The sequence below is a fragment of the Streptomyces sp. MJM8645 genome (genome assembly GCF_001625365.1).
Taxonomy (GTDB): Bacteria; Actinomycetota; Actinomycetes; order Streptomycetales; family Streptomycetaceae; genus Kitasatospora.
In genome coordinates this window covers 2,491,990-2,514,691 of record NZ_LJJF01000001.1, presented here as the reverse complement: position 1 = coordinate 2,514,691, position 22,702 = coordinate 2,491,990, and the positions used below count along the sequence as shown (strand labels likewise).

The following is a 22,702-nucleotide window of genomic DNA, read 5'->3' as shown; positions in this document are numbered from 1 at the left end:
TTGTTGTGCTAGCACTTCAGCGCTAGCTTGAGATTCATGGGTAAGAAGCAGCTGAACGTCCGGGTGGACGCCACGACCGCGGAAATGGCCCGGGAACGGGCGGAGCAGCAGGGGATCAGCATGAACCAGTACATCGAGCGCCTGGTCCAGCAGGACATGGGCGAGGCGGGGCGGGCCTTCGTCGACGCCGCCGCCCAGTTCATGAAGGAGTACGAGACGGCCTTCCTGGCCGAGTTCGCGGAGCCGGGCGACCTGAAGGACGTGCGCCGTTGAAGCTGGAGGTCGACCTCTCGTGGCTGCTCATGACCGCCGAGCAGTACACGCCCGGTGACCCGCAGGTCACCGACTACGGGTCGTTGCTCGCGGCCGTCGCCCGGCACCAGGCCGAGATCTTCGACATCGACGTCTACCCCGAACCGCAGGACCGCGCCGCCGCCCTGATGCACCAGCTGATCCGGGTGCCGGCCCTGGAGAAGACCAACGAGCTCTACGCGACCGCCGCCGCCTACGCCTACCTCGTCGCCAGCGGCTGCACCGTCGCCACCACCGCCCGCGAGGTGCGCAGCCTCGCCCGGGCCATCCGGGAGGGGCGGCTCGGCGTGTCCGGGGTCGCCGAACGGCTGGCGGGGTGGGTCGTCGACGAGGCGGAGGGGGAGGGCGTCAGCGGGGCGGAGGACGAGGACGACGACTGACCGGGTGGGGCTCCTGCCCGGTCGCGTCGTCCTCGTCGTCCGTTCCTGAGGGCTCTCGTTGGTGTGGTCGTCGGGTCGGCCGGTCTGCGGGTCAGTCGCCGGGCCGGTCCGGGGCCGGCTCGGCGATCAGGGCCGTCGCGAACGGGCGGAAGCCCGCCCGGCGGTAGATCCGGGCGACCTCCTCGTCGGCGGCGGACAGGAACACCGTCCGCACGCCGTTCGCCCGCGCGTGCGCGACCAGGGCCGCGGTGACCGCCAGACCCAGCCCGCGCCGCCGCGCGACCGGCAGCGTCCCGACCCCGGCCACCTCGGTGACCGCGCCCACCGGATTGTGCTGGCCCGCGCACAGCGCGGAACCGTCCTCCACCGCGGCGGCCAGCACGGTGGCGCCGTCGGTGATCCGCCGCGCGATCCGCTCCACCGCGCCCTCTGCCGTCAACCGCCCTGCGGCCTCGGCCAGTTCGGCCGCACCCACGGCGCCCACGCCGGTGCCCGGCTCGGCGAACGCCAGGTGCGGAACGGCGACCGCCGACGCCAGCTCCGGCGCATCCGCGCCCAGGACCTCCACCCGCACCTCCTCCGGCAGCTCGGGCGCCGGGGCCGGCTCGTCCTGCGGGCCCAGCACCAGCAGCGGGTGCTCGTGCACCGCGAGCCCGGCCGCCTCCACCGCGGCCCGCAGCTCCGGACTCCGCTCGGCCACCCACTCGAAGGCCTCCGGCTCGCCCAGCTCCCGCTGGCGGGCCAGCACCCGCAGGACGTCCTCGGCGGTGGTGGCGGGGCCGTCGTGGTCGAGCGTGGGGCGGGCGTAGTAGGGCCAGCCCGCGCCCTCGCGGACGAACAGGGTCAGCGGGCCGAAGTCCTCGGTCCGTGCGGCGCTGCGCGGCACCGCGTCGTAGTAGCGCTCGATCGCGTCGAGGAGGGAGTGGTCGGGGGCATGATCAACAGAAGTCACGGCGTGCATCCAAGCAGGGGCGCCGGCGGCCCGCCACCGCATTGTTCCCGGGCTTCGTACCGGGGGCGCCGGTGACGGTGTGACGGACGGTGGCGGTGCCTCGTGCCGGGGGTGATGGCGGGCGGCGGCGGTGCTTCGTGCCGGGGGTGGCGAAGGGCCGGGGCGGTGCGGGCGCCTGATTGTTGCTGAACGCTTACCGGCTCGCAGCGATCTTGTGCGTATACCGCGTGGCATGCTGATGCCTTTACAGCTCTGCCGAAGGGGGACGGCGGACGTCCGCACTCGGCTTGGCAAGGGGGGAAGACAGGCCCATGAGGCTCTGCTTTCTGGTGGAGGAGCACTACCGGCACGACGGCATGCCGCTCGACGTGGCACGCCAGCTCACCGCATGGGGGCACCGGGTGGACGTGCTGCGCCCCGGGGACTCGCTGATGGCGATATCCGAGGCGATCCGGGCCGGCAGCCACGACGCCTGGGTGCTCAAGACCGTCTCCGGCGGGCCCGGGCTCACCCTGCTGGACGCGGCCGCCGCCGTCGGCCTCACCACCGTCAACGACGTCCGCTCCATCCGCGGCGTCCGCGACAAGGCGCTCGCCTCCGTCATCGCCAGCACCCGCGGCCTGCCCGTCCCCGTCACCTACGCCACCGCCCGCTGGGAACGGCTCGCCGAGATCCCGGCCGCCGAGTACCCGCTCGTCGTCAAGCCCGCCGACGGCAGCTCCGGGCGGGCCGTCCGGCTCGTGCCCAGCCCCGACCACCTCCTCGACCTCGGTCCCGAACTCGCCGACGAGGGGCTGTTGATCGCCCAGCCCTACGTGCCCAACTCCGGCACCGACCTCAAGGTGTACTGCGTCGACGGCGAGCTCTTCGCGACGGAACGTTCCTCCCCGCTCCACCCCGGGCAGGGCGTACGCGAACGGCAGGTCCCGTTGCCTGGAGAGGTCGCGCGGATCGCGGCACAGGTCGGCGAGGTGTTCGGGCTCGACCTGTACGGCGTCGACGTGCTGCTCGGGCCGGACGGGCCGGTGGTCGTCGACATCAACGACTTCCCGAGCTTCCGCCAGGTGCCGGACGCGGTCGCCAGGGTCGCCCGGGCAGTGCTGCGGCTCGCGCGCAGCGGGACGGCCGTGTCGGCGCCCGCGCCCGCGCTGGTGCCGGCGGGCGGTGGCGCGGGGTACGGGCAACTGGGCTTCGGTGGTGGAGAGTTCGGCGGAGCTGGCTTTGACGGAGCCGGCTTTGACGGGGCCGGCTTGGGCGGGTCTGGCTTGGGCGGGGCGATATGAGGATCGGCCTGATCACCGCCGACCCCGGACACCCGGTGCTCGCGGCGACCGCCGCCCTGCTGGCGGACCGGCACGAGGTGACGATCGTCGACCCTGCTGGACCGGCGGGGCCGGCGCTCGCCGACGTCTATCTGCTCAAGGCCCACACCCGTCGATCCCTTTCACTCGCACAAGAGTTGGAGCGGCGCGGGGCGCCCGTCATCAACTCGGCCGCGGCCACCGAACTCTGCCAGGACCGGGTGCGGATGGCCGAACTCGCGCGCGCGGCCGACCTGCCCTTCGCGGCCACCCGTGACGCCGGGCGGCTCGCCGAACTCGCCGATCCCGCCTACCCGTTCGTCGTCAAGAGTCGGCACAGCCGGCGCCACGACCTGGTTGCCCGGGTCGACGGCCCGGCCCGGTTGCGCGAACTCGTCGCGCGCTGGCCCGACGAGCCCGTCGTCACCCAGCCGTTCGTCCCGGGGACCGGCTGGGACCAGAAGCTGTGGGTGATCGACCGGCAGGTGTTCGCCGCCCGGCGGCGGTCCGAACTCGCCGACAGCGTAGGGGAGTCGGGGCAGGGACAGGGCTGGGAACCGCCCGCCGACCGGGCCGCCCTCGCCCTGTGCGTCGGCGAGGTGTTCGGGCTCGACGTCTACGGCGTCGACCTGCTCGACGGGCCCGCCGAACCCGTCATCGTCGACGTCAACGCCTTCCCCGGCATCCGTGGCCGGCGCGGCGCGCCCGAGGCGCTCGCCGCCCTCGCCCTGCGCGTCGCGGCGGAGCGCGGCCCCGGGCGCGCCGCGCCGGGGCGGGGCCGATAAGCGGGCAGCGGCGGGGCCGATAGGCCGGGCAGCGGGGCCGGGCGGGGTCGGCGGACCCGGGGCGGGGTCGGCGGGCCGGGCAGGCCGTCGGGGTCGGGCGGGGTCGTTAGGCTGGTTACTCAGGGCCACCGGACCCGCGAGACCCCGGGCGCCCGGGCTGAACGGCGAGAGAAGACGGAACGTTGCTGCAGGACATCGAGCACTACCTGGCCTGCCCCCACTGCGCGCAGGCCCTCACCCGGCACGAGCGCGCCCTGCGCTGCCCCGCCGGCCACAGCTTCGACCTCGCCAAGCAGGGCTACGTCAGCCTCCTCGCCGGCGACGCCCACACCGGCACCGGCGATACCGCTGAGATGGTCGCCGCCCGTGTCGACTTCCTCGCCGCCGGCCACTACCGGCCCATCGCCGACGCCCTCGCCGAGGCCGCCGCGGCCGCCGACCCCGAAGGCCTCGTCGCCGACCTCGGCGCCGGCACCGGCCACTACCTGGCCCACGTCCTCGACGCCCTGCCCGGCCGCGTCGGCGCCGCCCTCGACATCTCCAAGTTCGCGCTGCGCCGCGCCGCCAAGGCCCACCCCCGGATCGGTGCCGTGGTCTGCGACGCCTGGCGGCCGCTGCCGCTGCGCGATGCCTCCGCCGGGCTGATGCTCAACGTCTTCGCCCCGCGCAACGGGCCCGAGATCCGCCGCGTGCTGCGCCCCGGCGCCACCCTGCTGCTGGTCTCGCCCACCGCCCGCCACCTGCGCGAACTCGTCGGCGCGCTGGGCCTGTTGTCGGTCGACGAGGAGAAGCAGCGGCGGATCGACGAGAAGCTCGGCCCCTACCTGACCCCTGCCGGGCAGCGGCAGGTCGAGTTCACCCTGCGGCTCGGCCCGGACGACGTGCGCACCGTCGTCGGCATGGGCCCCAGCGCCTGGCACACCGACCCGGACCGCCTGGCCGCCGCGCTCGCGGAGCTGCCGGACCCGGTCGAGGTGACCGCCTCCGTGACGGTGGCCGCCTACCGGCGCTGAACGTCGGGCGCGCGCGGGGTGTGGCCGCCACGTTGGGATGAATCTGCTGAGCAGGCACGTTTCTGCCGACCGGCCTGCGGCTAACGTCCGACGGGTGAACCGCGACGCCACCCGGCCCGCCGCGCCGGCCCACCCCCGACCGAGCGCCCCGGGGCCCGATCGGACATCCGTAACACGTCCCACCGTCGAGGAGCTCCGGCTCACCTCGTTCAAGTCCTACCGGCGCGCGGTCCTGCCGCTCGCGCCCCTCACCGTCCTGCACGGGCCCGCCGGCGTCGGCAAGTCCAACGCCCTCGACGCGCTGGCCGTGCTCTCCCGGCTCGCCCTCGGAGAGGAGATCGCCGACTCCTTCGACGGCCTGCCCGACCGCACCGGCCCCCTGGCCAAACCCGTCCGAGGCGGCCTGACCGGGTGCGTCCCGCACGGGCGCGACGCCGTCATCCTCGGCTGCACCGTCCGCTCCCCGCACGGCCGCATCCGGCTCGACGTCGTCGTCCGCACCGACGGCCCGGTGCGGATCGCCCGCGAATCGCTCACCCTGGACGGCCGCACCCTCGTCGACACCGGCGAACAGGACGTCCGCAAGCGGCGCGTCAACGTCTGCTGGCACAACGACACCCGCCAGGGCGACATCCGGGCGCCCTTCCCCAGCGGCACCATGATCACCGCGCAACTGCCGCTCCGGGTGGCCGGCTCCTCCCCGGGCGAACGGCAGGTCCTCGCCGCCACCGAGGACCTGCTCACCGCGCTGCGCGAGGTCTTCCCCGTCCACCCCGTCCCCGCCCTCATGCGCGGCTGGGCCCGGCCCGACCCGCAGGCCCGGCTGCGCAGCAACGCCGCCAACATCTCCGCCGTCCTCGCCCGGCTCGGCAACGAATGCCCGCGCCGCTACGGGCAGCTCCTGCGCGCCGTCCAGTCCGCCGCCCCGCACCCGCTGCTCGGACTCTCCCTCGCCCACCGCGGCAGCGGGCCCGACCAGCGGGTCCTCGCGGTGTTCGACGAAGGCGTCCTCGGGCGCACCGGGGCCGACCAGGCCTCCGACGGCATGCTGCGCCACCTCGCGTTCGCCGCGGTGCTGCTCACCGGGGCCGGGGTGCTCGACCTCGACGTGGCCGCCGAGGTGCCGTGGGCGCACCGGCAGCTCACCGTGCTCGCCGAGGACCTCGGCGCAGGGCTCGCCACCGAACAGACCGCCTCACTGCTGCGGCTGGCCCGGGACATGTCCGGGCGCAACCAACTGCGCGTCCTCGCCGCGCTTCAGGAGCCGGCCGCGGCGCGGGAGGCGCTCGGCGCGGCCGAACCGCGGTCGGGCGCGGCTGTGCTGGTCGAGTGCCGGCGCGACCCGGACTCGGGGCACACCGTGCTGCGGCCCGAGACGACCCGGGTGCCGGTCCAGTGCGGGCGCGGGGACGGCGCGGACCCGGGGGCGGACGAGGTGGACGGGTGAGGTAGACCTGGACGGGTGAACGAACGAGTGACGAGGCCGGGGGAACCGGCCGGGCCCACCGGGCCCACCGGGCCGACCTTGGAGGCCCTGCGGCAGCGGCTGGCGGACTTCGCGGCGGCCCGGCGCTGGGAGCCCTTCCACACGTCGAAGAACCTGGCGGCCGCGCTGAGCGTGGAGGCCGGCGAACTGCTGGAGATCTTCCAGTGGTTGACGCCCGAGCAGGCGGCCGCGGTGATGTCCGAGCCGGAGCGGGCCCACCGGGTGCGGGACGAGGTCGCGGACGTCCTCGCGTACCTGGTGCAGTTCTGCACGGTGGTCGGGGTGGATCCGCTGGAGGCCCTCGCGGCCAAGATCGAGCGGAACGAGCTCCGCTTCCCGGTGCCGGACGGACCGGCGGACGCGGACCCGGACGGGGCGGGCGTCAATCCGGACGTGGACGAATAACCCTTGTGAGGGACGGGAGTTATCCACAGCCCCGGACTTGTCCACAGCTTTCCCGATGACGGATGCGGCCTCGCCGACTTCGCCGCACGCTTTCGCCGTGACCACCTGACCGCCCCTCCGGCGGTCGTGGTCCCACGGCGACAGCGAGCGGAAGGAGTGGCGGCCATGGAGGCGCTGCGACTGATCAAGAGGGCCCGGCACGCCCTGGCCGAGGCCAGGCACGTACCGGATGTGCTGGCCGAGGCGCGGCAGGCCGCGCTGCTCACCGAGGCGGTGGGGGCCAGGCTGGCGGAGCTGGACGACGACGAGCTCACCGGGCTGGGGCAGCAACTGTCCGAGGCCGCGGCGCACGCGGCGGTCTGCCTGGAACGCTCGGTCGTCAGGGCCGCCGTGCTGAGCGGCGGCCGGGCCGGGCGGCTCACCGAACTCGGCGAGCTGGCGCCGACCTTGGGTGCGCTGGACGGGCTGCTGCGGGACGTCGGGGAGACGCTGGTGGTGCTGGCCTGCGGGGCCGACACCGAGAGCCTCTACTGGACGTGCATCGACGGCGTGGACGCGGTGTCGGAGTGCAAGGACCTGGCCGGGCGGCTGCGGAAGACGGTGGGCAGATTGGAGGAAGAGGAGGGCGCGGTGCTCGGCGGGGCGCCGGCCGAGCGGGGCTCGCCCTTACTCGTGGTCCGGCTCGGCCCGCCGGACGAGGGCCAGCCGAAGGGGGAGGAGCAGGCGCCGGACTATCGGGTGCCTGGCGTGGCGGGAGCGTCGGAGGAGGTGTCCGTACCGGTGGGATAGGTGGCCGGGCCGTCCTCCCGGATGCCGGAGGACTGCAACTCGGCGAGATCCGCGGTCACCGAGGCGAGCAGTTCCTGCATCTGTTCCAGCAGGCTCTTCTGCGCGGCGGGCCCGGACGAGGTACCGGCTGCCGAGCCCGCCGGGTTGCTCGGGAGCTGCGGCGTGGCAGTTGGTTGGGACATGACGGGACCTCTTCGGATCGGTAGTGCGGCGTGAAGCGGCCGACGGTGGCTCGGCCCGCGCAGCGGGGGTGCCTGATGCCTCGCCACCAAGGCACACGCCCCCGCTGCAGCAACCAACGAACCGCTCCGGCGGCCGGTCGCCGCGTACCACCCGATGTGGTCCAACTCCGTTACGCCGTAAGCCTCCCGGGTGATCCCGGCTTGCCGCCGCGAAGCGGCCTGGGCTAGGCGCACGAGACACACCCGGCTTGCTCGGCGCCGAGCAAGCCGGGCGCCCGACCAAGCCGGGACAGGGCCAAGGCTTCGGGCGAGAGGAAGGGAGGGGAGGGGGGAGGGGGGGGAGGGGGCCCGCCCCCCACCGCAAGCCGGAGCACGCACTCGGGGTCCGGAGCCCGAGTCGGCTCCGGACCCCGAGTGTGTGGTCCCGCAGGTCAGTTGTGGGCGTGCAGGTCGGCGTTGAGGCCGCCCCAGGAGCCGGAGCGGGCGATGACCTCGACGGCGCCGGTCTGCGAGTTGCGGCGGAACAGCAGGTTGTCCTGGCCGGACAGCTCGACGGCCTTGGCCACGGTGCCGTCCGGGGTGGTGACCCGGGTGCCGGCGGTGACGTAGAGGCCGGCCTCGATGACGCAGTCGCTGCCGAGCGAGATGCCGATGCCGGCGTTGGCGCCGAGCAGGCAGCGCTCGCCGACCGAGACGACCTGCTTGCCGCCGCCGGAGAGGGTGCCCATGATCGAGGCGCCGCCGCCGATGTCGCTGTGGTCGCCGACGACGACGCCCGCGCTGATCCGGCCCTCGACCATGGAGGTGCCGAGGGTGCCGGCGTTGAAGTTGACGAAGCCCTCGTGCATCACGGTGGTGCCGACGGCCAGGTGGGCGCCGAGGCGGACGCGGTCGGCGTGGGCGATGCGCACGCCGGACGGGGCGACGTAGTCGGTCATCCGCGGGAACTTGTCGATGCCGTACACGGCGAGCTGGCCGCCCTGGGCGCGGACCGCGAGGCGGGCCTGCTCGACCGTGTCCACCGGGACGGGGCCGATGCTGGTCCACGCGACGTTGGCGAGCAGTCCGAAGACGCCGTCCAGGTTCTGGCCGTGCGGCTTGACCAGGCGGTGGCTGAGCAGGTGCAGGCGCAGGTACACGTCGTGGGTGTCGAGCGGCTTCTCGTCGAGCGAGGCGATGGTGGTGCGCACGGCGACCACCTCGACGCCGCGGCGCGCGTCGGCGCGCAGCGCCTCGGCGGCGCCGGCGCCGAGTTCGGCCTCGGCCTGCTCGGCGGTCAGGCGGACGGTGCCGGCCGGGCCGGGCTCGGCGGCCAGGGCGGGGGCGGGGAACCAGGTGTCGAGGACGGTGCCGTCGGCGGCGATGGTGGCCAGGCCGGCGGCCACGGCCCCGTTCGGGAGGGAGGTCGATTCAGCAGTCACACCGTGCACGTTAACCAATGCGGGGCTCCGCTGCCGAACACGCCCGTCGTGCGGACGCGGCCGCCGGTCGGCAGGCCCCCGCCGTGCGTACACGGCCGCCGACGGGCCGCGGCGGACGGCCGCCGCACCGGGAAACCCGGTGTTCAGCGGAGGTTTGCTCGGTGATACTCGGGCAGGTGTTCATGTCGATCTCCACCACCGGCAGCGTCGAGGGCCCGGCCACCGATCTCGGCTTCCTGCTGCACAAGCACCCGGGCAAGGTCCAGCGGTTCGCGACGTCGCACGGCGAGGCGCACGTCTTCTACCCAGAGGCGGGCGACGACGTCTGCACGGCGGCGCTGCTGCTGGACGTCGATCCGATCGCGCTGGTCCGCAAGGGCCGGGGCAAGGGGCGCGGCGGTTCGCCGGACTTCGCGCTCGCCCAGTACGTCAACGACCGCCCGTACGCGGCGTCCTCGCTGCTCGCGGTGGCGCTTCGGACGGTGTTCCGGTCCGCGATGAAGGGCGACTGCCCGGCCCGGCCGGGGCTGGCGGAGCGCCCGCGCCCGCTGCGGATCACGCTGCCCGCGGTGCCCGCGAACGGCGCGGGCGAGGGCGGTGGCCCGGCGATGGCGCTCCGGCTGTTCGAGCCGCTGGGCTGGCGGGTCGAGGCGGTGGCGCTCCCGCTGGACGAGGCGTTCCCGGAGTGGGGCGAGTCCCGGTACGTGCGGCTCACGCTGGTCTCGGACGCCGTGCGGCTTGCCGACGCGCTTCAGCAGCTGTACGTGCTGCTGCCGGTGCTGGACGGCGCCAAGCACTACTGGGTCGCCCCGGACGAGGTGGACAAGCTGCTCGCCGCCGGCGAGGGCTGGCTGGCCGCCCACCCGGAGCGCGCCCTGATCACCCGCCGCTACCTGTCCCGGAGCCGGGCGCTGACCCGGGTGGCGCTGGAGCGTCTGGAGCTGGCCCGGCTGGCGGAGGCGGACGACCGGGAGCCCGAGGAGGTCGACAACGCGGTCGACGACCGGCCGGAGGAGCAGGCTGAGGCCGCCGGGGCGACATCGGAGCCCAGGCCGTCGTCCCTCGCCGGGCAGCGCCGCGCCGCGATCCTCGCCGCCCTGCGGGAGGTGGGCGCGGCCCGCGTCGCCGATCTCGGCTGCGGCCGGGGCGAGTTGATCGGCGAACTGCTGAAGGACGCCCGCTTCACCGAGGTGCTCGGCGTGGACGTGTCTGCGCGGGCGTTGCAGGCGGCGGCCCGCGGATTGCGCCTGGACCGGATGCCGGAGCGGCAGGCGGCCCGGGTGACGCTGGCGCAGGGTGCGCTGACCTACACGGACACCCGGTTGAAGGGCTTCGACGCGGCGGTGCTGTGCGAGGTGGTCGAGCACCTGGACCTGCCCAGGCTGCCCGCGCTGGAGTACGCGGTGTTCGGCGCGGCCCGGCCGGGGGCGGTGGTCGTCACCACGCCGAACGCCGAGTACAACGTCCGCTGGGAGAGCCTGCCGGCGGGCGCTGTCCGGCACGCCGACCACCGCTTCGAGTGGTCGCGCGCCGAGTTCCGCGCGTGGGCCGAGCGGGTCGCGGCCGCGTTCGGTTACACGGTGGTGCTGCGCCCGGTGGGGCCGGAGGACGGGGAGGTCGGCGCGCCGACCCAGCTGGCCCTGTTCCGCCTCGGCACCGGCCCTGTCGAGCAGACCCCGCCCGAGCAGACCACGAGCGGCACCACCCGGACCGCGCAGACCCCGACCGACCGGACCCCGACCGACCCGGCGCCCGAAGGAGGCGAATCCCGATGACCGACGAAGCGACCCCGACGCCCGAGCAGCACCAGCACCAGGAACACGACCAGGAGTACGACCAGGAACTGCCCCAGGACCACCCCGCCCCCCGCCGCCTCCCCGTCACCGACGTCTCCCTCGTCGTCCTGATCGGCACCAGCGGCGCCGGCAAGTCGACCTTCGCCCGCCGCCACTTCCTGCCCACCCAGGTCGTCTCCTCCGACTTCTGCCGCGGCCTGGTCGCCGACGACGAGAACGACCAGTCGGCCTCCGCCGAGGCCTTCGACGTCCTGCACTACATCGTCGGCAAGCGCCTCGCGGCCGGCCGGCTGACCGTCGTGGACGCCACCAACGTCCAGCCCGAGGCACGCCACCAGCTGGTGCGGATCGCCCGTGAGCACGACGTGCTGCCGATCGCGATCGTGCTGGACGTCCCGCCGGGCGTGTGCGCCGAGCGCAACCGCTCCCGCGCGGACCGCCAGCTGCCGGCCCACGTCGTCCCGCGTCAGCACCGCGAGCTGCGCCGTTCCCTGCGGGGCCTGGAGCGCGAGGGCTTCCGTAAGGTGCACGTGCTGCGCGGCGAGGCCGAGGTGGCGGCGGCCGAGGTGGAGCTGGAGAAGCGCTACAACGACCTGCGTCACCTGACCGGCCCGTTCGACATCGTCGGCGACATCCACGGCTGCCGCTCCGAGCTGGAGACCCTGCTGACCGGCCTCGGCTACACGCTGACCCGGGACGCCGGGGGCCGGCCGGTGGACGCGGTGCCGCCGGCGGGCCGTACCGCCGTGTTCGTCGGGGACCTGGTCGACCGCGGCCCGGACACGCCGGGCGTGCTGCGCCTGGTGATGGGCATGGTCGCGGCCGGGCACGCGCTGTGCGTGCCGGGCAACCACGAGAACAAGCTGGGCCGGGCGTTGGACGGCAAGAAGGTCAACGTCGCCTACGGCCTGCAGGAGTCGCTGGATCAGCTGGCCGGCGAGTCCGAGGAGTTCCGGGCCGAGGCGCGGGAGTTCATGCGCGGCCTGGTGAGCCACTACCTGCTGGACGGCGGCGCGCTGGTGGTCTGCCACGCCGGTCTGCCGGAGCGCTACCACGGCCGCAACTCGGGCCGGGTGCGTTCGCACGCGCTGTACGGGGAGACCACCGGCGAGACCGACGAGTACGGCCTGCCGGTGCGCTACCCGTGGGCGGAGGAGTACCGGGGCAAGGCGCTGGTGGTGTACGGCCACACACCGGTGCCGTCGGCGAGCTTCGTCAACAACACCGTCTGCCTGGACACCGGTTGCGTGTTCGGCGGCACCCTGACGGCGCTGCGCTACCCGGAGCGGGAGCTGGTGAGCGTGCCGGCCGAGCGGGAGTGGTACGCGCCGGTGCGCCCGCTGGCCACGGACGCGCCGGGCGCCCGCGAGGGCCGTCCGCTGGATCTCGCGGACGTGGCGGGCCGCCGGATCGTCGAGACCGGGCTGCACGGGCGGGTCGCCGTCCGGGAGGAGAACGCGGCGGCGGCGCTGGAGGTGATGAGCCGCTTCGCGCTGGACCCGCGGCTGCTGGCGTACCTGCCGCCGACCATGGCGCCGAGCGCGGCCTCCCGCCGGGACGGCTTCCTGGAGCACCCGCAGGAGGCGTTCGCCGCCTACCGCGCGGACGGCGTGCGGCACCTGGTGTGCGAGGAGAAGCACATGGGCTCCCGCGCGGTGGTGCTGGTCGCCCGGGACGACGCGGCGCTGGAGCGGCGCTTCGGCGTGGCCGGTCCGGGCGCGATCTGGACCAGGACGGGCCGGGCGTTCCTCGCCGACGACGGCCTGACCGCGGCCCTGCTGGGCCGGGTACGGGCGGCCGCCGAGCGCTCGGGGCTGTTCGACGAGCTGGGCACCGGCTGGCTGCTGTTGGACGCCGAGCTGATGCCCTGGTCGCTGAAGGCCGTGGAACTGCTGCGCCGCCAGTACGCGGCGGTCGGCGCTGCGGCGGGCGCTGCCCTGCCGGAGGCGCTGGCGGCCCTGGAGCGGGCGGCCGGTCGTGGGCTGGACCTGGCGGAGCTGACCGCCAAGCAGCGGCGGCGCGCGGCCGACGCGCAGGCGTTCACCGAGGCGTACCGGCGGTACTGCTGGCCGACCGAGGGGCTGTCGGGCGTGCGGTTGGCGCCGTTCCAGGTGCTGGCCGCCGAGGGGGCGAACCTCGCGGTGCGCCCGCACGATGAGCACCTGGCCTGGATCGACCGCCTGGTCGCGGCCGACGAAGCGGCGGCCGAAGCCGTGCCCGAGACAGTATCTGAGACGGACGGTGACCGGGCACCGGTCCTGCACCGCACCGGCCGCCTCCTGGTGGACACCGAGGACGAGGCCTCGGTGGCGGCCGCCACGGCCTGGTGGGAGGAGCTGACGGCGGCGGGCGGCGAGGGCATGGTGGTCAAACCGCTGGCCTCGGTGGTGCGCACGAAGCGGGGCGGGGGCCGTCCGGGCGGGTTGGTGCAGCCGGGGGTGAAGGTGCGCGGCCGGGAGTACCTGCGGATCATCTACGGCCCGGACTACACCGAGTACCTGGACCGGCTGCGCGAGCGGTCGCTGGGCCACAAGCGCTCGCTGGCGCTGCGCGAGTACGCGCTGGGCCTGGAGGCGCTGGACCGGCTGGCGGCCGGCGAGCCGCTGTGGCGGGTGCACGAGCCGGTGTTCGCGGTGCTCGCGCTGGAGTCCGAGCCGGTCGATCCGCGCCTGTAGGCCGGCCGGGCGCAGAGGGTGCCCGCGCCTTTAGACCGACCGGGCGTCGAGGGGGCCACGGCTGTAGGCCGGTCGGGTGTCGAGGGGGAGTCCGCGGCGGGGCTCCCCCTCTCCCACCCCGCTGTGTATAGAAATTCCGAGTATCGTATAGACTTGCTACTTTCCCGTACGCCCCGTCATCCCAGGAGCCCGGTATGGCCTTCAACCTCCGGAACAGGCACTTCCTCAAGGAGCTCGACTTCACGCCCCAGGAGTTCCGCTTCCTGGTGGACCTCGCCGCCGGACTCAAGGCGGCCAAGTATGCGGGCACCGAGCAGCCCCGGCTGCGCGGGAAGAACATCGCGCTGATCTTCGAGAAGACCTCCACCCGCACCCGCTGCGCCTTCGAGGTCGCCGCCCACGACCAGGGCGCCACCACCACCTACCTGGACCCGTCCGGTTCGCAGATCGGCCACAAGGAGTCCATCCGGGACACCGCACGGGTGCTCGGCCGGATGTTCGACGGCATCGAGTACCGCGGCCACGGCCAGGAGATCGTCGAGGAGCTGGCGGCGAACGCCGGCGTCCCGGTCTGGAACGGTCTCACCGACGAGTGGCACCCCACCCAGATGCTGGCCGACGTCCTCACCATCACCGAGCACAGCACCAAGCCGCTGACCGGGACCGCCCTCGCGTACCTCGGCGACGCCCGCTCCAACATGGGCAACTCGCTGCTGGTCACCGGCGCCCTGCTCGGCATGGACGTCCGGATCGTCGCCCCGCGCTCCCTCTGGCCGGTCGAGGAGGTCCGGGAGGCGGCCGAGATGCTGGCCGAGGCGACCGGCGCCCGGATCACCCTCACCGAGGACGTGGCCGAGGGCGTGGCCGACGTGGACTTCCTCTACACCGATGTCTGGGTCTCGATGGGCGAGCCCAAGGAGGTCTGGGCCGAGCGGATCGAGTTGCTCAAGCCCTACCAGGTGTCGATGGACACCGTCCGGGCCACCGGCAACCCGGCCGTGAAGTTCCTGCACTGCCTGCCCGCGTTCCACGACCTCGGCACGGTGCTCGGGCGGCAGATGTACGAGGCGACCGGCATGACCGAGCTGGAGTGCACCGACGAGCTGTTCGAGTCGGCGCACTCCGTCGTGTTCGACCAGGCCGAGAACCGCCTGCACACCATCAAGGCGGTCCTGGTCGCCACCCTCGGCTCCTGAGGCGGAAGCTCACTTCTCCAGCTTGACGCAGGCCGCCCGGTCGCCCGCCGCGTGCGGGCCGGTCGGGGTGCCCGCGTGCATCACCAGTGAGCGGGCCTCGCCCGGCCGCGGCTGCCAGGGCACCGAGGCCGTCGCGGTGCCCTCGCCGTGCTCGTCGGTGCGCAGCGCCAGCCGCAGTTCGTTGCGCCCGTTGGCGTACGCCGGGTCGGTGGACGGCTGCACCGGGTCCACGGCGTCCTGGTAGTGCGGTCCGGACGAGGCCGGGTCGGCCCCGCAGGAGCCGGTGTGCAGGTGGACCGGGAACTCGTGGTCGGGGGCGAGCCCGGTGACGGTCATGGTGAGCACCGTCCGCCCCGGGGTGGAGCGGTCGGTGACGATCCGGGTGTGTGCGCCGTACGGCACGAGGTCGTCCGCGTAGCTGACGGCGGTCGGCGGGACGAAGGCCGTCGCGGGGTCGAAGGCGGCCTCGACGACGGAGACCGGCGAGGCGGCGGAGCCCGACGGGGCGACGGCACCCGACGAGGCGGCGGCGGGGACGAGCAGGGCCAGCGGCAGCAGTGCGGCGGCGAGCGGAGTGGCGGCGAGCGGAGCGGACATCGAGGGGCCTTCCAGGGGCAGGGCGACGGACGCCCTGCTCAACGGCGCCGGGCGCCGGCGGACACCCTCGAACGGGCCCGGAGGCGCGCGGGCTGCGCGGGCGCGCCTCTGCTCGTCCCGTCGCCGACCGGCGGTTCCGGTGGTGAGCTGGTGTGAGCCGGTGGTGGGCCGATGCCGAGTCGACACTGGGCCGGTGCCGAGCCGGCAGTGCTGCCGTTGCCGCCCGCCGCCGCCAGAAAGGCCACTGACCTGCGCTTTTGCCGACCCAGGCATGCCTGCGGTGGTGAAGGTGACGGCATGCACTATGGTTTATCTCGACATCGAGATAACTGCCCCATAGGATATATCTCGACATCAAGATACTTGCCGAGCGGAGCTCGCCGGCGATGCGGGCAAGGTAAGCCTAAGTAAGGCTGACCTTACCACCGTGGCGGCCGGATACCGCACGAAGCACCCAGAAGGAGTCAGTCGTGTCCGCGAACAGCTTCGACGCCCGCAGCTCGCTGCAGGTGGGCGACGAGTCGTACGAGATCTTCAAGCTCTCCGCCGTCGAGGGTTCCGAGCGGCTGCCGTACAGCCTCAAGGTGCTGCTGGAGAACCTGCTCCGCACGGAGGACGGCGCGAACATCACCGCCGACCACATCCGCGCGCTCGGCAACTGGGACGCCAGCGCCCAGCCGAGCCAGGAGATCCAGTTCACCCCGGCCCGCGTGATCATGCAGGACTTCACCGGTGTGCCGTGCGTGGTCGACCTCGCCACCATGCGTGAGGCCGTCAAGGAGCTGGGCGGCGACCCGGCCAAGATCAACCCGCTGGCCCCGGCCGAGCTGGTCATCGACCACTCCGTCATCGCCGACAAGTTCGGCACCCCGGACGCCTTCGTCCAGAACGTCGAGATCGAGTACGGCCGCAACAAGGAGCGCTACCAGTTCCTGCGCTGGGGCCAGACCGCCTTCGACGAGTTCAAGGTCGTCCCGCCCGGCACCGGCATCGTCCACCAGGTGAACATCGAGCACCTGGCCCGCACCATCATGGTCCGCGGCGGCCAGGCCTACCCGGACACCTGCGTCGGCACCGACTCGCACACCACCATGGTCAACGGCCTGGGCGTGCTGGGCTGGGGCGTCGGCGGCATCGAGGCCGAGGCCGCCATGCTGGGCCAGCCGGTCTCCATGCTGATCCCGCGCGTGGTCGGCTTCAAGCTCAACGGCCAGCTGCCGGCCGGCACCACCGCCACCGACCTGGTGCTCACCATCACCGAGATGCTGCGCAAGCACGGTGTGGTCGGCAAGTTCGTCGAGTTCTACGGCGAGGGCGTCTCCGCGATCCCGCTGGCCAACCGCGCCACCATCGGCAACATGTCGCCGGAGTTCGGCTCGACCTGCGCGATCTTCCCGATCGACGCCGAGACCATCAACTACCTCAAGCTCACCGGCCGCGACGAGCAGCAGCTCGCCCTGGTCGAGGCGTACGCCAAGGAGCAGGGCCTCTGGCACGACCCGTCGGTCGAGCCGGTCTTCTCCGAGTACCTGGAGCTGGACGTCTCCACCGTCGTCCCGTCGATCTCCGGCCCGAAGCGCCCGCAGGACCGCGTCGTCCTGGCCGAGGCCGCCACCCGGTTCGCCGAGGCGCTGCCGACCTACTCCGCCGAGGCCTCGAAGCCGACCGCCGTCACCGCCCCCGACGGGTCGACGTACGAGATCGACAACGGCGCGGTCGTGATCGCCTCGATCACCTCCTGCACCAACACCTCCAACCCCTCCGTCATGCTGGGCGCCGCCCTGCTGGCGAAGAAGGCCGTGGAGAAGGGCCTCACGGTCAAGCCGTGGGTCAAGACCACCCTGGCCCCCGGGTCCAAGGTCGTCATGGACTACTACGAGAAGGCCGGCCTGCTCCCGTACATGGAGAAGCTGGGCTTCAACCTGGTCGGCTACGGCTGCGTCACCTGCATCGGCAACTCGGGCCCGCTGCCCGAGGAGGTCTCGGCCGCCGTCAACGAGGCCGACCTGGCGGTCGTCTCGGTGCTCTCCGGCAACCGCAACTTCGAGGGCCGGATCAACCCGGACGTGAAGATGAACTACCTGGCCTCGCCGCCGCTGGTGGTCGCCTACGCCCTGGCCGGCAACATGAACATCGACATCACCCGCGACGCCCTGGGCCAGGACGCCGACGGCAACGACGTCTTCCTCGCCGACATCTGGCCGTCGGAGCGGGAGGTGGCGGACACCGTCGCCGGCTCCATCGACGAGGCGATGTTCGACAAGGGCTACCAGGACGTCTTCGCCGGTGACCACCGCTGGCAGTCGCTCCCGGTCCCGACCGGCAACACCTTCGAGTGGGACGCCGAGTCCACCTACGTCCGCAAGCCCCCGTACTTCGAGGGCATGGCCAAGACCCCGAGCCCGGTGACCGACATCGCCGGCGCCCGCGTCCTGGCCAAGCTGGGCGACTCGGTCACCACCGACCACATCTCCCCGGCCGGCAACATCAAGCCGGGCACCCCGGCGGCGCAGTACCTGACCGCCAACGGTGTCGAGAAGCGCGACTTCAACTCCTACGGCTCGCGCCGCGGCAACCACGAGGTGATGATCCGCGGCACCTTCGCCAACATCCGTCTGCGCAACCAGATCGCGCCGGGCACCGAGGGCGGCTACACCCGCGACTTCACCCAGGCCGACGGCCCGGTGTCGTTCATCTACGACGCCTCGCAGAACTACCAGGCCGCCGGCACCCCGCTGGTCGTCCTGGCCGGCAAGGAGTACGGCTCCGGCTCGTCCCGCGACTGGGCCGCCAAGGGCACCGCGCTGCTGGGCGTCAAGGCCGTCATCGCCGAGTCGTACGAGCGCATCCACCGCTCGAACCTGATCGGCATGGGCGTCCTGCCGCTGCAGTTCCCGGAGGGTCAGACCGCCGAGTCCCTCGGCCTGACCGGCGAGGAGACCTTCTCCTTCACCGGCGTGACCGAGCTCAACGAGGGCCGCACCCCGAAGACCGTCAAGGTCAAGGCCGGTGACAAGGAGTTCGACGCGGTCGTCCGCATCGACACCCCCGGTGAGGCGGACTACTACCGCAACGGCGGCATCCTGCAGTACGTGCTGCGCTCGCTCATCGGCTGAACCGAGTTCTAGTTCCGGGGGCTGAGCGCCCCGGTGGCTGAGAGGCCGGACCGCATCGCGCGGTCCGGCCTCTTTTGCATGCTGCCTCTCCTGAGCCCTGCCCCTTGTGCGGTGTGCCGCGATGGACTAAACCTCTATCCCATCTGGTCCAGACCATTTGACGATCATTCAGAGAACAGGTCCGGTATGCCCACTCGCGCCTCAGCCCTGCTCGCCGCCGCCACCGTCGCCGCGCTGCTCGCCGCCCCCGCCACCGCCAACGCCGCCGACGGCGGGCACGGCCCGAAGCTGAAGGGCCAGCGGGTCGGCTACTTCACCCAGTGGGGCGCCGACAGCTCCGCCAAGCGCGTCCAGGACTCCGGCCAGGCCGGGAAGCTCACCGTCGTCAACTACGCCTTCGGCAACGTCTCCGCCGACGGCACCTGCTTCGAGACCAACGACGCAGGCCAGGGCGACGCCCGCAACGACTACCAGCGCGCCTTCTCCGCCGCCGACTCGGTCGACGGCGTGGCCGACGCCCCGGGCCAGAAGCTGAAGGGCCACTTCAACCAGCTGCGCAAGCTCAAGGCGAAGAACCCGCAGCTGCGCACGGTCATCTCGCTCGGCGGCTGGAGCTGGTCCAAGTACTTCTCCGACGCGGCCGCCACCGACGCCGCGCGCAAGAAGTTCGTCTCCTCCTGCATCGACCTCTACCTCAAGGGCGACGTGCCGGTCCTGCCCGGCGCCCCCGAGGGCGGCGCCGGCGCGGCCGCGGGCGTCTTCGACGGCATCGACATCGACTGGGAGTACCCGGGCGGCGGCGGGGACGCGGGCAACGTGGTCCGCCCCGAGGACGGGCGCAACTTCACCCTGCTGATGCAGGAGTTCCGCCGCCAGCTCGACGACTTCGGCAAGAAGGGCGGCAAGAAGGGCGACAAGGGCCGGCACTACCTGCTGACCGCCGCCGTCGCCGCCAACGAGACCGTCGCCGACCGGCTCGAACTGCCCGAGCTGAGCGAGTCGGTGGACTGGCTCAACCTGATGACCTACGACCTGCACGGCCCCTGGGAGGGCAAGGGCCCGGCCAACCACCAGGCCAACCTCTACTCCGACCCGGCCGACCCCGACGCCCGCCGGCGCAGCGCCGACACGGCCGTCGACCACTACCAGGAGCGCGGCCTGCCCGCCGAGCAGATCGTGCTCGGCGCCCCGCTGTACGGCCACGGCTGGACGGGCGTCGCGCCCGGCAAGCGCGGGGGCCTCTATCAGAGCGCCACCGCCGCCGCCCCCGACCTCTCCTACCGGGAGGTCAACGCGCTGCCCGGCAAGGTGTACGTGGACCGCGACCACGGCGCGTCCTGGAAGTACGACGGCACCACCTTCTACAGCTACGACACCGCCGAGGTGCTCACCCAGAAGGCGCGGTACGTGCGCTGGAACGACCTGGGCGGCGTGATGGTCTGGTCGCTGGACGGCGACGACGCCCAGGGCAGCGCGATCGCCGCCCTGGACCGCGGCCTGCGCCGCGACTGACGCCCCGACGCGAAGGGGCGCCCCGACGTGAAGGGGCCCGCCGTGTCCGCACGGCGGGCCCCTTCACACCTGTGTCAGGCCCGGTCGCAGGCCTGCGCCCGCAGCGCGCGGGCCAGGTCGTCGCGGCACTCCAGGACCAGGCGGCGCAGCGCCGGCGCGGCCTGCGGGTGGCCGTCCAGCCAGGCGTCGGCCTCGGCCAGGGTCTGCTCGCTGGTCTGCGCGCGCGGGAAGAACCCGCTGACGATCCGCATCGCGATCTCGATGGTCCGCTCGGCCCAGACCCGCTCCAGCAGCTTGAAGTAGGGCGCCGCGTAGAGCGCGGTCAGGTCGCGGTGGGCGGGCAGCGCGAAGCCCGCGATCTGGGCCTCGACCAGGGCGTTCGGCAGTTCGTCGGAGTCGACCACGGCCGACCAGGCGGCGGCCTTGGCCTCCGCGGTGGGCCGGGCGGCCAGGCACTGGGTGTACTGGCGCTTGCCGCTGGCGGTGTTGTCGGCGGCCAGCTCCCCGGCCAGTTCCTCGTCGCCGGCCTGGCCGGCGGCGGCCAGCGCCAGCCACAGCGACCAGCGCAGCTCCTGGTCGACGTCCAGGCCGTCGATCCGGGCGCTGCCGGCCAGCAGGCCGCGGACCAGGCCGAGGTGCTCGGCGCCGCCCGCGGTCTGGGCGAGGAAGCGGGCCCAGGCCAGCTGGTGGTCGCTGCCGGGGACGGCCTCGCGCAGTTCGCGCAGGGCGCCGTCGGCCAGCTGCCGGCCGCCCTCGCCGCGCCAGGCCGGGTCGGCGTACAGGTCGACGGCGGTCTTGGCCTGGGCGTGCAGCGACTGCAGCACGCCGATGTTGCCTTCCTGGCCGGCGAAGCGCAGCACCAGGGCGACGTAGTCGCGGGCCGGCATCAGGCCGTCCCGGGTGAGGTTCCAGACGGCGGACCAGGCGAGTGCCCGGGCCAGCTCGTCGTGGATGTCGCCGAGGCCGGTGCGCAGGGTCTCCAGGGACTCGGAGTCGAAGCGGATCTTGCAGTAGGTGAGGTCGTCGTCGTTGAGCAGCACCAGCGCGGGGCGGGGGCGGCCGGCGGCCTCGGCGACGACGGTGCGGTTGCCGGTGACGTCGAGCTCGATCCGCTCGGTGCGCACCAGGGAGCCGTCGGCGTCCCGGTCGTAGAGGCCGATCGCGATCCGGTGCGGGCGCAGCACCGTCCCGTCCTGGAGGACGGCGAGTTCGGTGATCCGGCCCTCGGCGTCGGTGGTCACCTGCGGGGTGAGCGAGTCGACCCCGGCGGTCTGCAGCCAGGCGGCGGCCCAGGCCTTGAGGTCGCGGCCGCTGGTCTCCTCCAGGACGTCCAGCAGGTCGCCGAGTTCGGTGTTGCCGAAGGCGTGGCGCTTGAAGTAGCGGCGGGCGCCCTCGAAGAAGGCCTCGGAGCCGACGTAGGCGACCAGCTGCTTGAGGACGGCGGCGCCCTTGGCGTAGGTGATGCCGTCGAAGTTGAGCTTGGCGTCCTCGAGGTCGCGGATGTCGGCGGTGATCGGGTGGGTGGTGGGGAGCTGGTCCTGCCGGTAGGCCCAGGCCTTGCGCTGGTTGGCGAAGGTGACCCAGGCGGAGGAGTACCGGGTGCGGGCGCCGATCAGGCCGTAGGAGCCCATGAAGTCGGCGAAGGACTCCTTCAGCCACAGGTCGTCCCACCAGCGCATGGTGACCAGGTCGCCGAACCACATGTGCGCCATCTCGTGCAGGATGACGTTGGCGCGGCCCTCGTAGGCGGCGTCGGTGACCTTCGAGCGGAAGACGAACTCCTCGCGGAAGGTGACGCAGCCGGGGTTCTCCATGGCGCCGATGTTGTACTCGGGGACGAACGCCTGGTCGTACTTGCCGAAGGGGTACGGGTAGTCGAACTCCTCGTGGAAGAAGTCGAGTCCGAGCTTGGTGACGCCGAGGATCTCGTCCGCGTCGAAGTACTGGGCGAGGGACTTGCGGCACATCGCGGAGAGCGGGATCTCCAGGGTGGTGCCGTCGGCGAGTTCGCGGCTGTAGTGGTCGCGGGCGACGTGGTAGGGGCCGGCCACGACGGCGGTGAGGTAGCTGGAGATCGGCTGGGTCGGCGCGAACTCCCAGGTGCGGGCGTCGCCTTCCTCGGTGACCTTGTCGTGGACGGCGTTGGACCAGACGTCCCAGGCGGCGGGGGCGGTCACGGTGAAGCCGAACGGGGCCTTCAGGTCGGGCTGTTCGAAGGTCGCGAAGACCCGGCGGGCGTCGGCCGGCTCGTAGTGGGTGTAGAGGTACGTCTCGCCGTCCACCGGGTCGGTGAAGCGGTGCAGGCCCTCGCCGGTGCGGCTGTAGGCGCAGTCCGCCTCGACGGTGAGGACGTTCTCGGCGGCGAGGCCGTCGACGTGCACCCGGGCGCCGTCGTAGGCGGTGGCCGGGTCGATCGCGCGGCCGTTGAGGGTGACGGCGTGGACGGCGGGGGCGAGCAGGTCGAGGAAGGTGGCGGCGCCGGGCCGGGAGCAGCGGAACGTGACGGTGGTGGTGGAACGGAAGGTGGCGGCCGCCGGATCGGGGGCGGAGGTCACGTCCAGCCGGACCTGGTAGCCCTCCACGGCCAGGATGCTGGCCCGCTGCTGCGCTTCGTCGCGGCTCAGGTTCTTGCCCGGCACGGCGGTACTCCTTTGTCCGGCTCGCACGGTGGTGCGTCTGTGGGTGGTGCGGTCTCGGCGCGCGGTGTGCCGCGCTCCGCAGGGGCATCCTTTCACGCCCTCCCTCGCCGGTACCATTGCACAGGCCGTCCCGGCGGGGCCGGAA

Annotated in this window: 18 protein-coding genes; 13 read left to right on the top strand and 5 right to left on the bottom strand. The window is 73.2% G+C overall.

Annotated features, from left to right (window positions below; all coding sequences use genetic code 11):
• Positions 1 to 36: 36 nt before the first annotated feature.
• Positions 37 to 273: a toxin-antitoxin system HicB family antitoxin gene (locus A6F73_RS10745; RefSeq protein ID WP_063347592.1), complete on the top strand. Its 237-nt coding sequence runs from the start codon at positions 37 to 39 to the stop codon at positions 271 to 273.
• Positions 270 to 692 (top strand): hypothetical protein, encoded by a 423-nt coding sequence (locus tag A6F73_RS10740; RefSeq protein ID WP_063347591.1) that lies wholly within the window; start codon positions 270 to 272, stop codon positions 690 to 692. The genes A6F73_RS10745 and A6F73_RS10740 overlap by 4 nt, the downstream gene beginning before the upstream one ends.
• Before the next feature lie 91 nt (positions 693 to 783).
• On the opposite strand, the gene A6F73_RS10735 is transcribed toward A6F73_RS10740, so the two are convergent.
• Positions 784 to 1,644 carry a GNAT family N-acetyltransferase gene (locus A6F73_RS10735; protein WP_244293353.1) on the bottom strand — a complete coding sequence of 287 codons (861 nt, stop codon included), beginning with the start codon at positions 1,642 to 1,644 and terminating at the stop codon, positions 784 to 786.
• A gap of 311 nt (positions 1,645 to 1,955) precedes the next feature.
• On the opposite strand from A6F73_RS10735, the gene A6F73_RS10730 reads away from it, so the two are divergent.
• The 6 genes from A6F73_RS10730 (at position 1,956) to A6F73_RS10705 (ending at position 7,423) form a co-directional block, all read left to right on the top strand.
• A complete protein-coding gene (locus tag A6F73_RS10730) occupies positions 1,956 to 2,927 on the top strand; it encodes an ATP-grasp domain-containing protein (RefSeq protein WP_079135586.1) in 972 nt (323 codons plus the stop codon).
• The gene (locus A6F73_RS10725) at positions 2,924 to 3,730 is read left to right on the top strand and encodes an alpha-L-glutamate ligase (RefSeq protein WP_063347589.1); all 807 of its coding nucleotides are present in this window, start codon (positions 2,924 to 2,926) and stop codon (positions 3,728 to 3,730) included. The genes A6F73_RS10730 and A6F73_RS10725 overlap by 4 nt, the downstream gene beginning before the upstream one ends.
• Positions 3,731 to 3,912: 182 nt before the next feature.
• On the top strand, positions 3,913 to 4,743 hold the full coding sequence (locus tag A6F73_RS10720; protein WP_063347588.1) for a putative RNA methyltransferase: 831 nt from the start codon (positions 3,913 to 3,915) through the stop codon (positions 4,741 to 4,743).
• A gap of 94 nt (positions 4,744 to 4,837) precedes the next feature.
• Positions 4,838 to 6,190 (top strand): hypothetical protein, encoded by a 1,353-nt coding sequence (locus tag A6F73_RS10715; RefSeq protein WP_063347587.1) that lies wholly within the window; start codon positions 4,838 to 4,840, stop codon positions 6,188 to 6,190.
• Positions 6,191 to 6,268: 78 nt separating this feature from the next.
• Positions 6,269 to 6,634: a nucleotide pyrophosphohydrolase gene (locus A6F73_RS10710; RefSeq protein WP_063347586.1), complete on the top strand. Its 366-nt coding sequence runs from the start codon at positions 6,269 to 6,271 to the stop codon at positions 6,632 to 6,634.
• Positions 6,635 to 6,799: 165 nt separating this feature from the next.
• A complete protein-coding gene (locus A6F73_RS10705; protein ID WP_063347585.1) occupies positions 6,800 to 7,423 on the top strand; it encodes a DUF6099 family protein in 624 nt (207 codons plus the stop codon).
• Here A6F73_RS10705 and A6F73_RS41390 read toward each other — a convergent pair.
• Positions 7,366 to 7,605 carry a hypothetical protein gene (locus A6F73_RS41390; RefSeq protein ID WP_159398427.1) on the bottom strand — a complete coding sequence of 80 codons (240 nt, stop codon included), beginning with the start codon at positions 7,603 to 7,605 and terminating at the stop codon, positions 7,366 to 7,368. The genes A6F73_RS10705 and A6F73_RS41390 overlap by 58 nt on opposite strands.
• Positions 7,606 to 8,036: 431 nt before the next feature.
• Positions 8,037 to 9,026, bottom strand: coding sequence for a 2,3,4,5-tetrahydropyridine-2,6-dicarboxylate N-succinyltransferase (gene dapD, locus A6F73_RS10700; protein WP_063347584.1), 990 nt, complete (start codon positions 9,024 to 9,026; stop codon positions 8,037 to 8,039).
• A 176-nt stretch (positions 9,027 to 9,202) separates the two neighbouring features.
• Here dapD and A6F73_RS10695 point away from each other — a divergent pair, with 176 nt between their 5' ends.
• The 3 genes from A6F73_RS10695 (at position 9,203) to argF (ending at position 14,693) form a co-directional block, all read left to right on the top strand.
• Positions 9,203 to 10,801, top strand: coding sequence for a 3' terminal RNA ribose 2'-O-methyltransferase Hen1 (locus A6F73_RS10695; protein ID WP_063351103.1), 1,599 nt, complete (start codon positions 9,203 to 9,205; stop codon positions 10,799 to 10,801).
• Positions 10,798 to 13,497, top strand: coding sequence for a polynucleotide kinase-phosphatase (locus tag A6F73_RS10690; protein ID WP_079135585.1), 2,700 nt, complete (start codon positions 10,798 to 10,800; stop codon positions 13,495 to 13,497). Before A6F73_RS10695 ends, A6F73_RS10690 begins: the two co-directional genes overlap by 4 nt.
• Positions 13,498 to 13,691: 194 nt before the next feature.
• Positions 13,692 to 14,693: an ornithine carbamoyltransferase gene (gene argF, locus A6F73_RS10685; protein ID WP_063347583.1), complete on the top strand. Its 1,002-nt coding sequence runs from the start codon at positions 13,692 to 13,694 to the stop codon at positions 14,691 to 14,693.
• Between the two features lie 9 nt (positions 14,694 to 14,702).
• Here argF and A6F73_RS40390 read toward each other — a convergent pair whose 3' ends face one another.
• Positions 14,703 to 15,290 carry a hypothetical protein gene (locus A6F73_RS40390; protein ID WP_063347582.1) on the bottom strand — a complete coding sequence of 196 codons (588 nt, stop codon included), beginning with the start codon at positions 15,288 to 15,290 and terminating at the stop codon, positions 14,703 to 14,705.
• Positions 15,291 to 15,760: 470 nt separating this feature from the next.
• On the opposite strand from A6F73_RS40390, the gene acnA reads away from it, so the two are divergent.
• Positions 15,761 to 18,406, top strand: coding sequence for an aconitate hydratase AcnA (gene acnA / locus A6F73_RS10675; RefSeq protein ID WP_063347581.1), 2,646 nt, complete (start codon positions 15,761 to 15,763; stop codon positions 18,404 to 18,406).
• Positions 18,407 to 18,592: 186 nt separating this feature from the next.
• Entirely contained in the window at positions 18,593 to 19,918 is a 1,326-nt protein-coding gene (locus A6F73_RS10670; RefSeq protein WP_063347580.1) for a glycoside hydrolase family 18 protein, read from the top strand.
• A gap of 74 nt (positions 19,919 to 19,992) precedes the next feature.
• Here A6F73_RS10670 and pepN read toward each other — a convergent pair whose 3' ends face one another.
• A complete protein-coding gene (pepN, locus tag A6F73_RS10665; protein WP_063347579.1) occupies positions 19,993 to 22,557 on the bottom strand; it encodes an aminopeptidase N in 2,565 nt (854 codons plus the stop codon).
• Between the last annotated feature and the right edge of the window lie 145 nt (positions 22,558 to 22,702).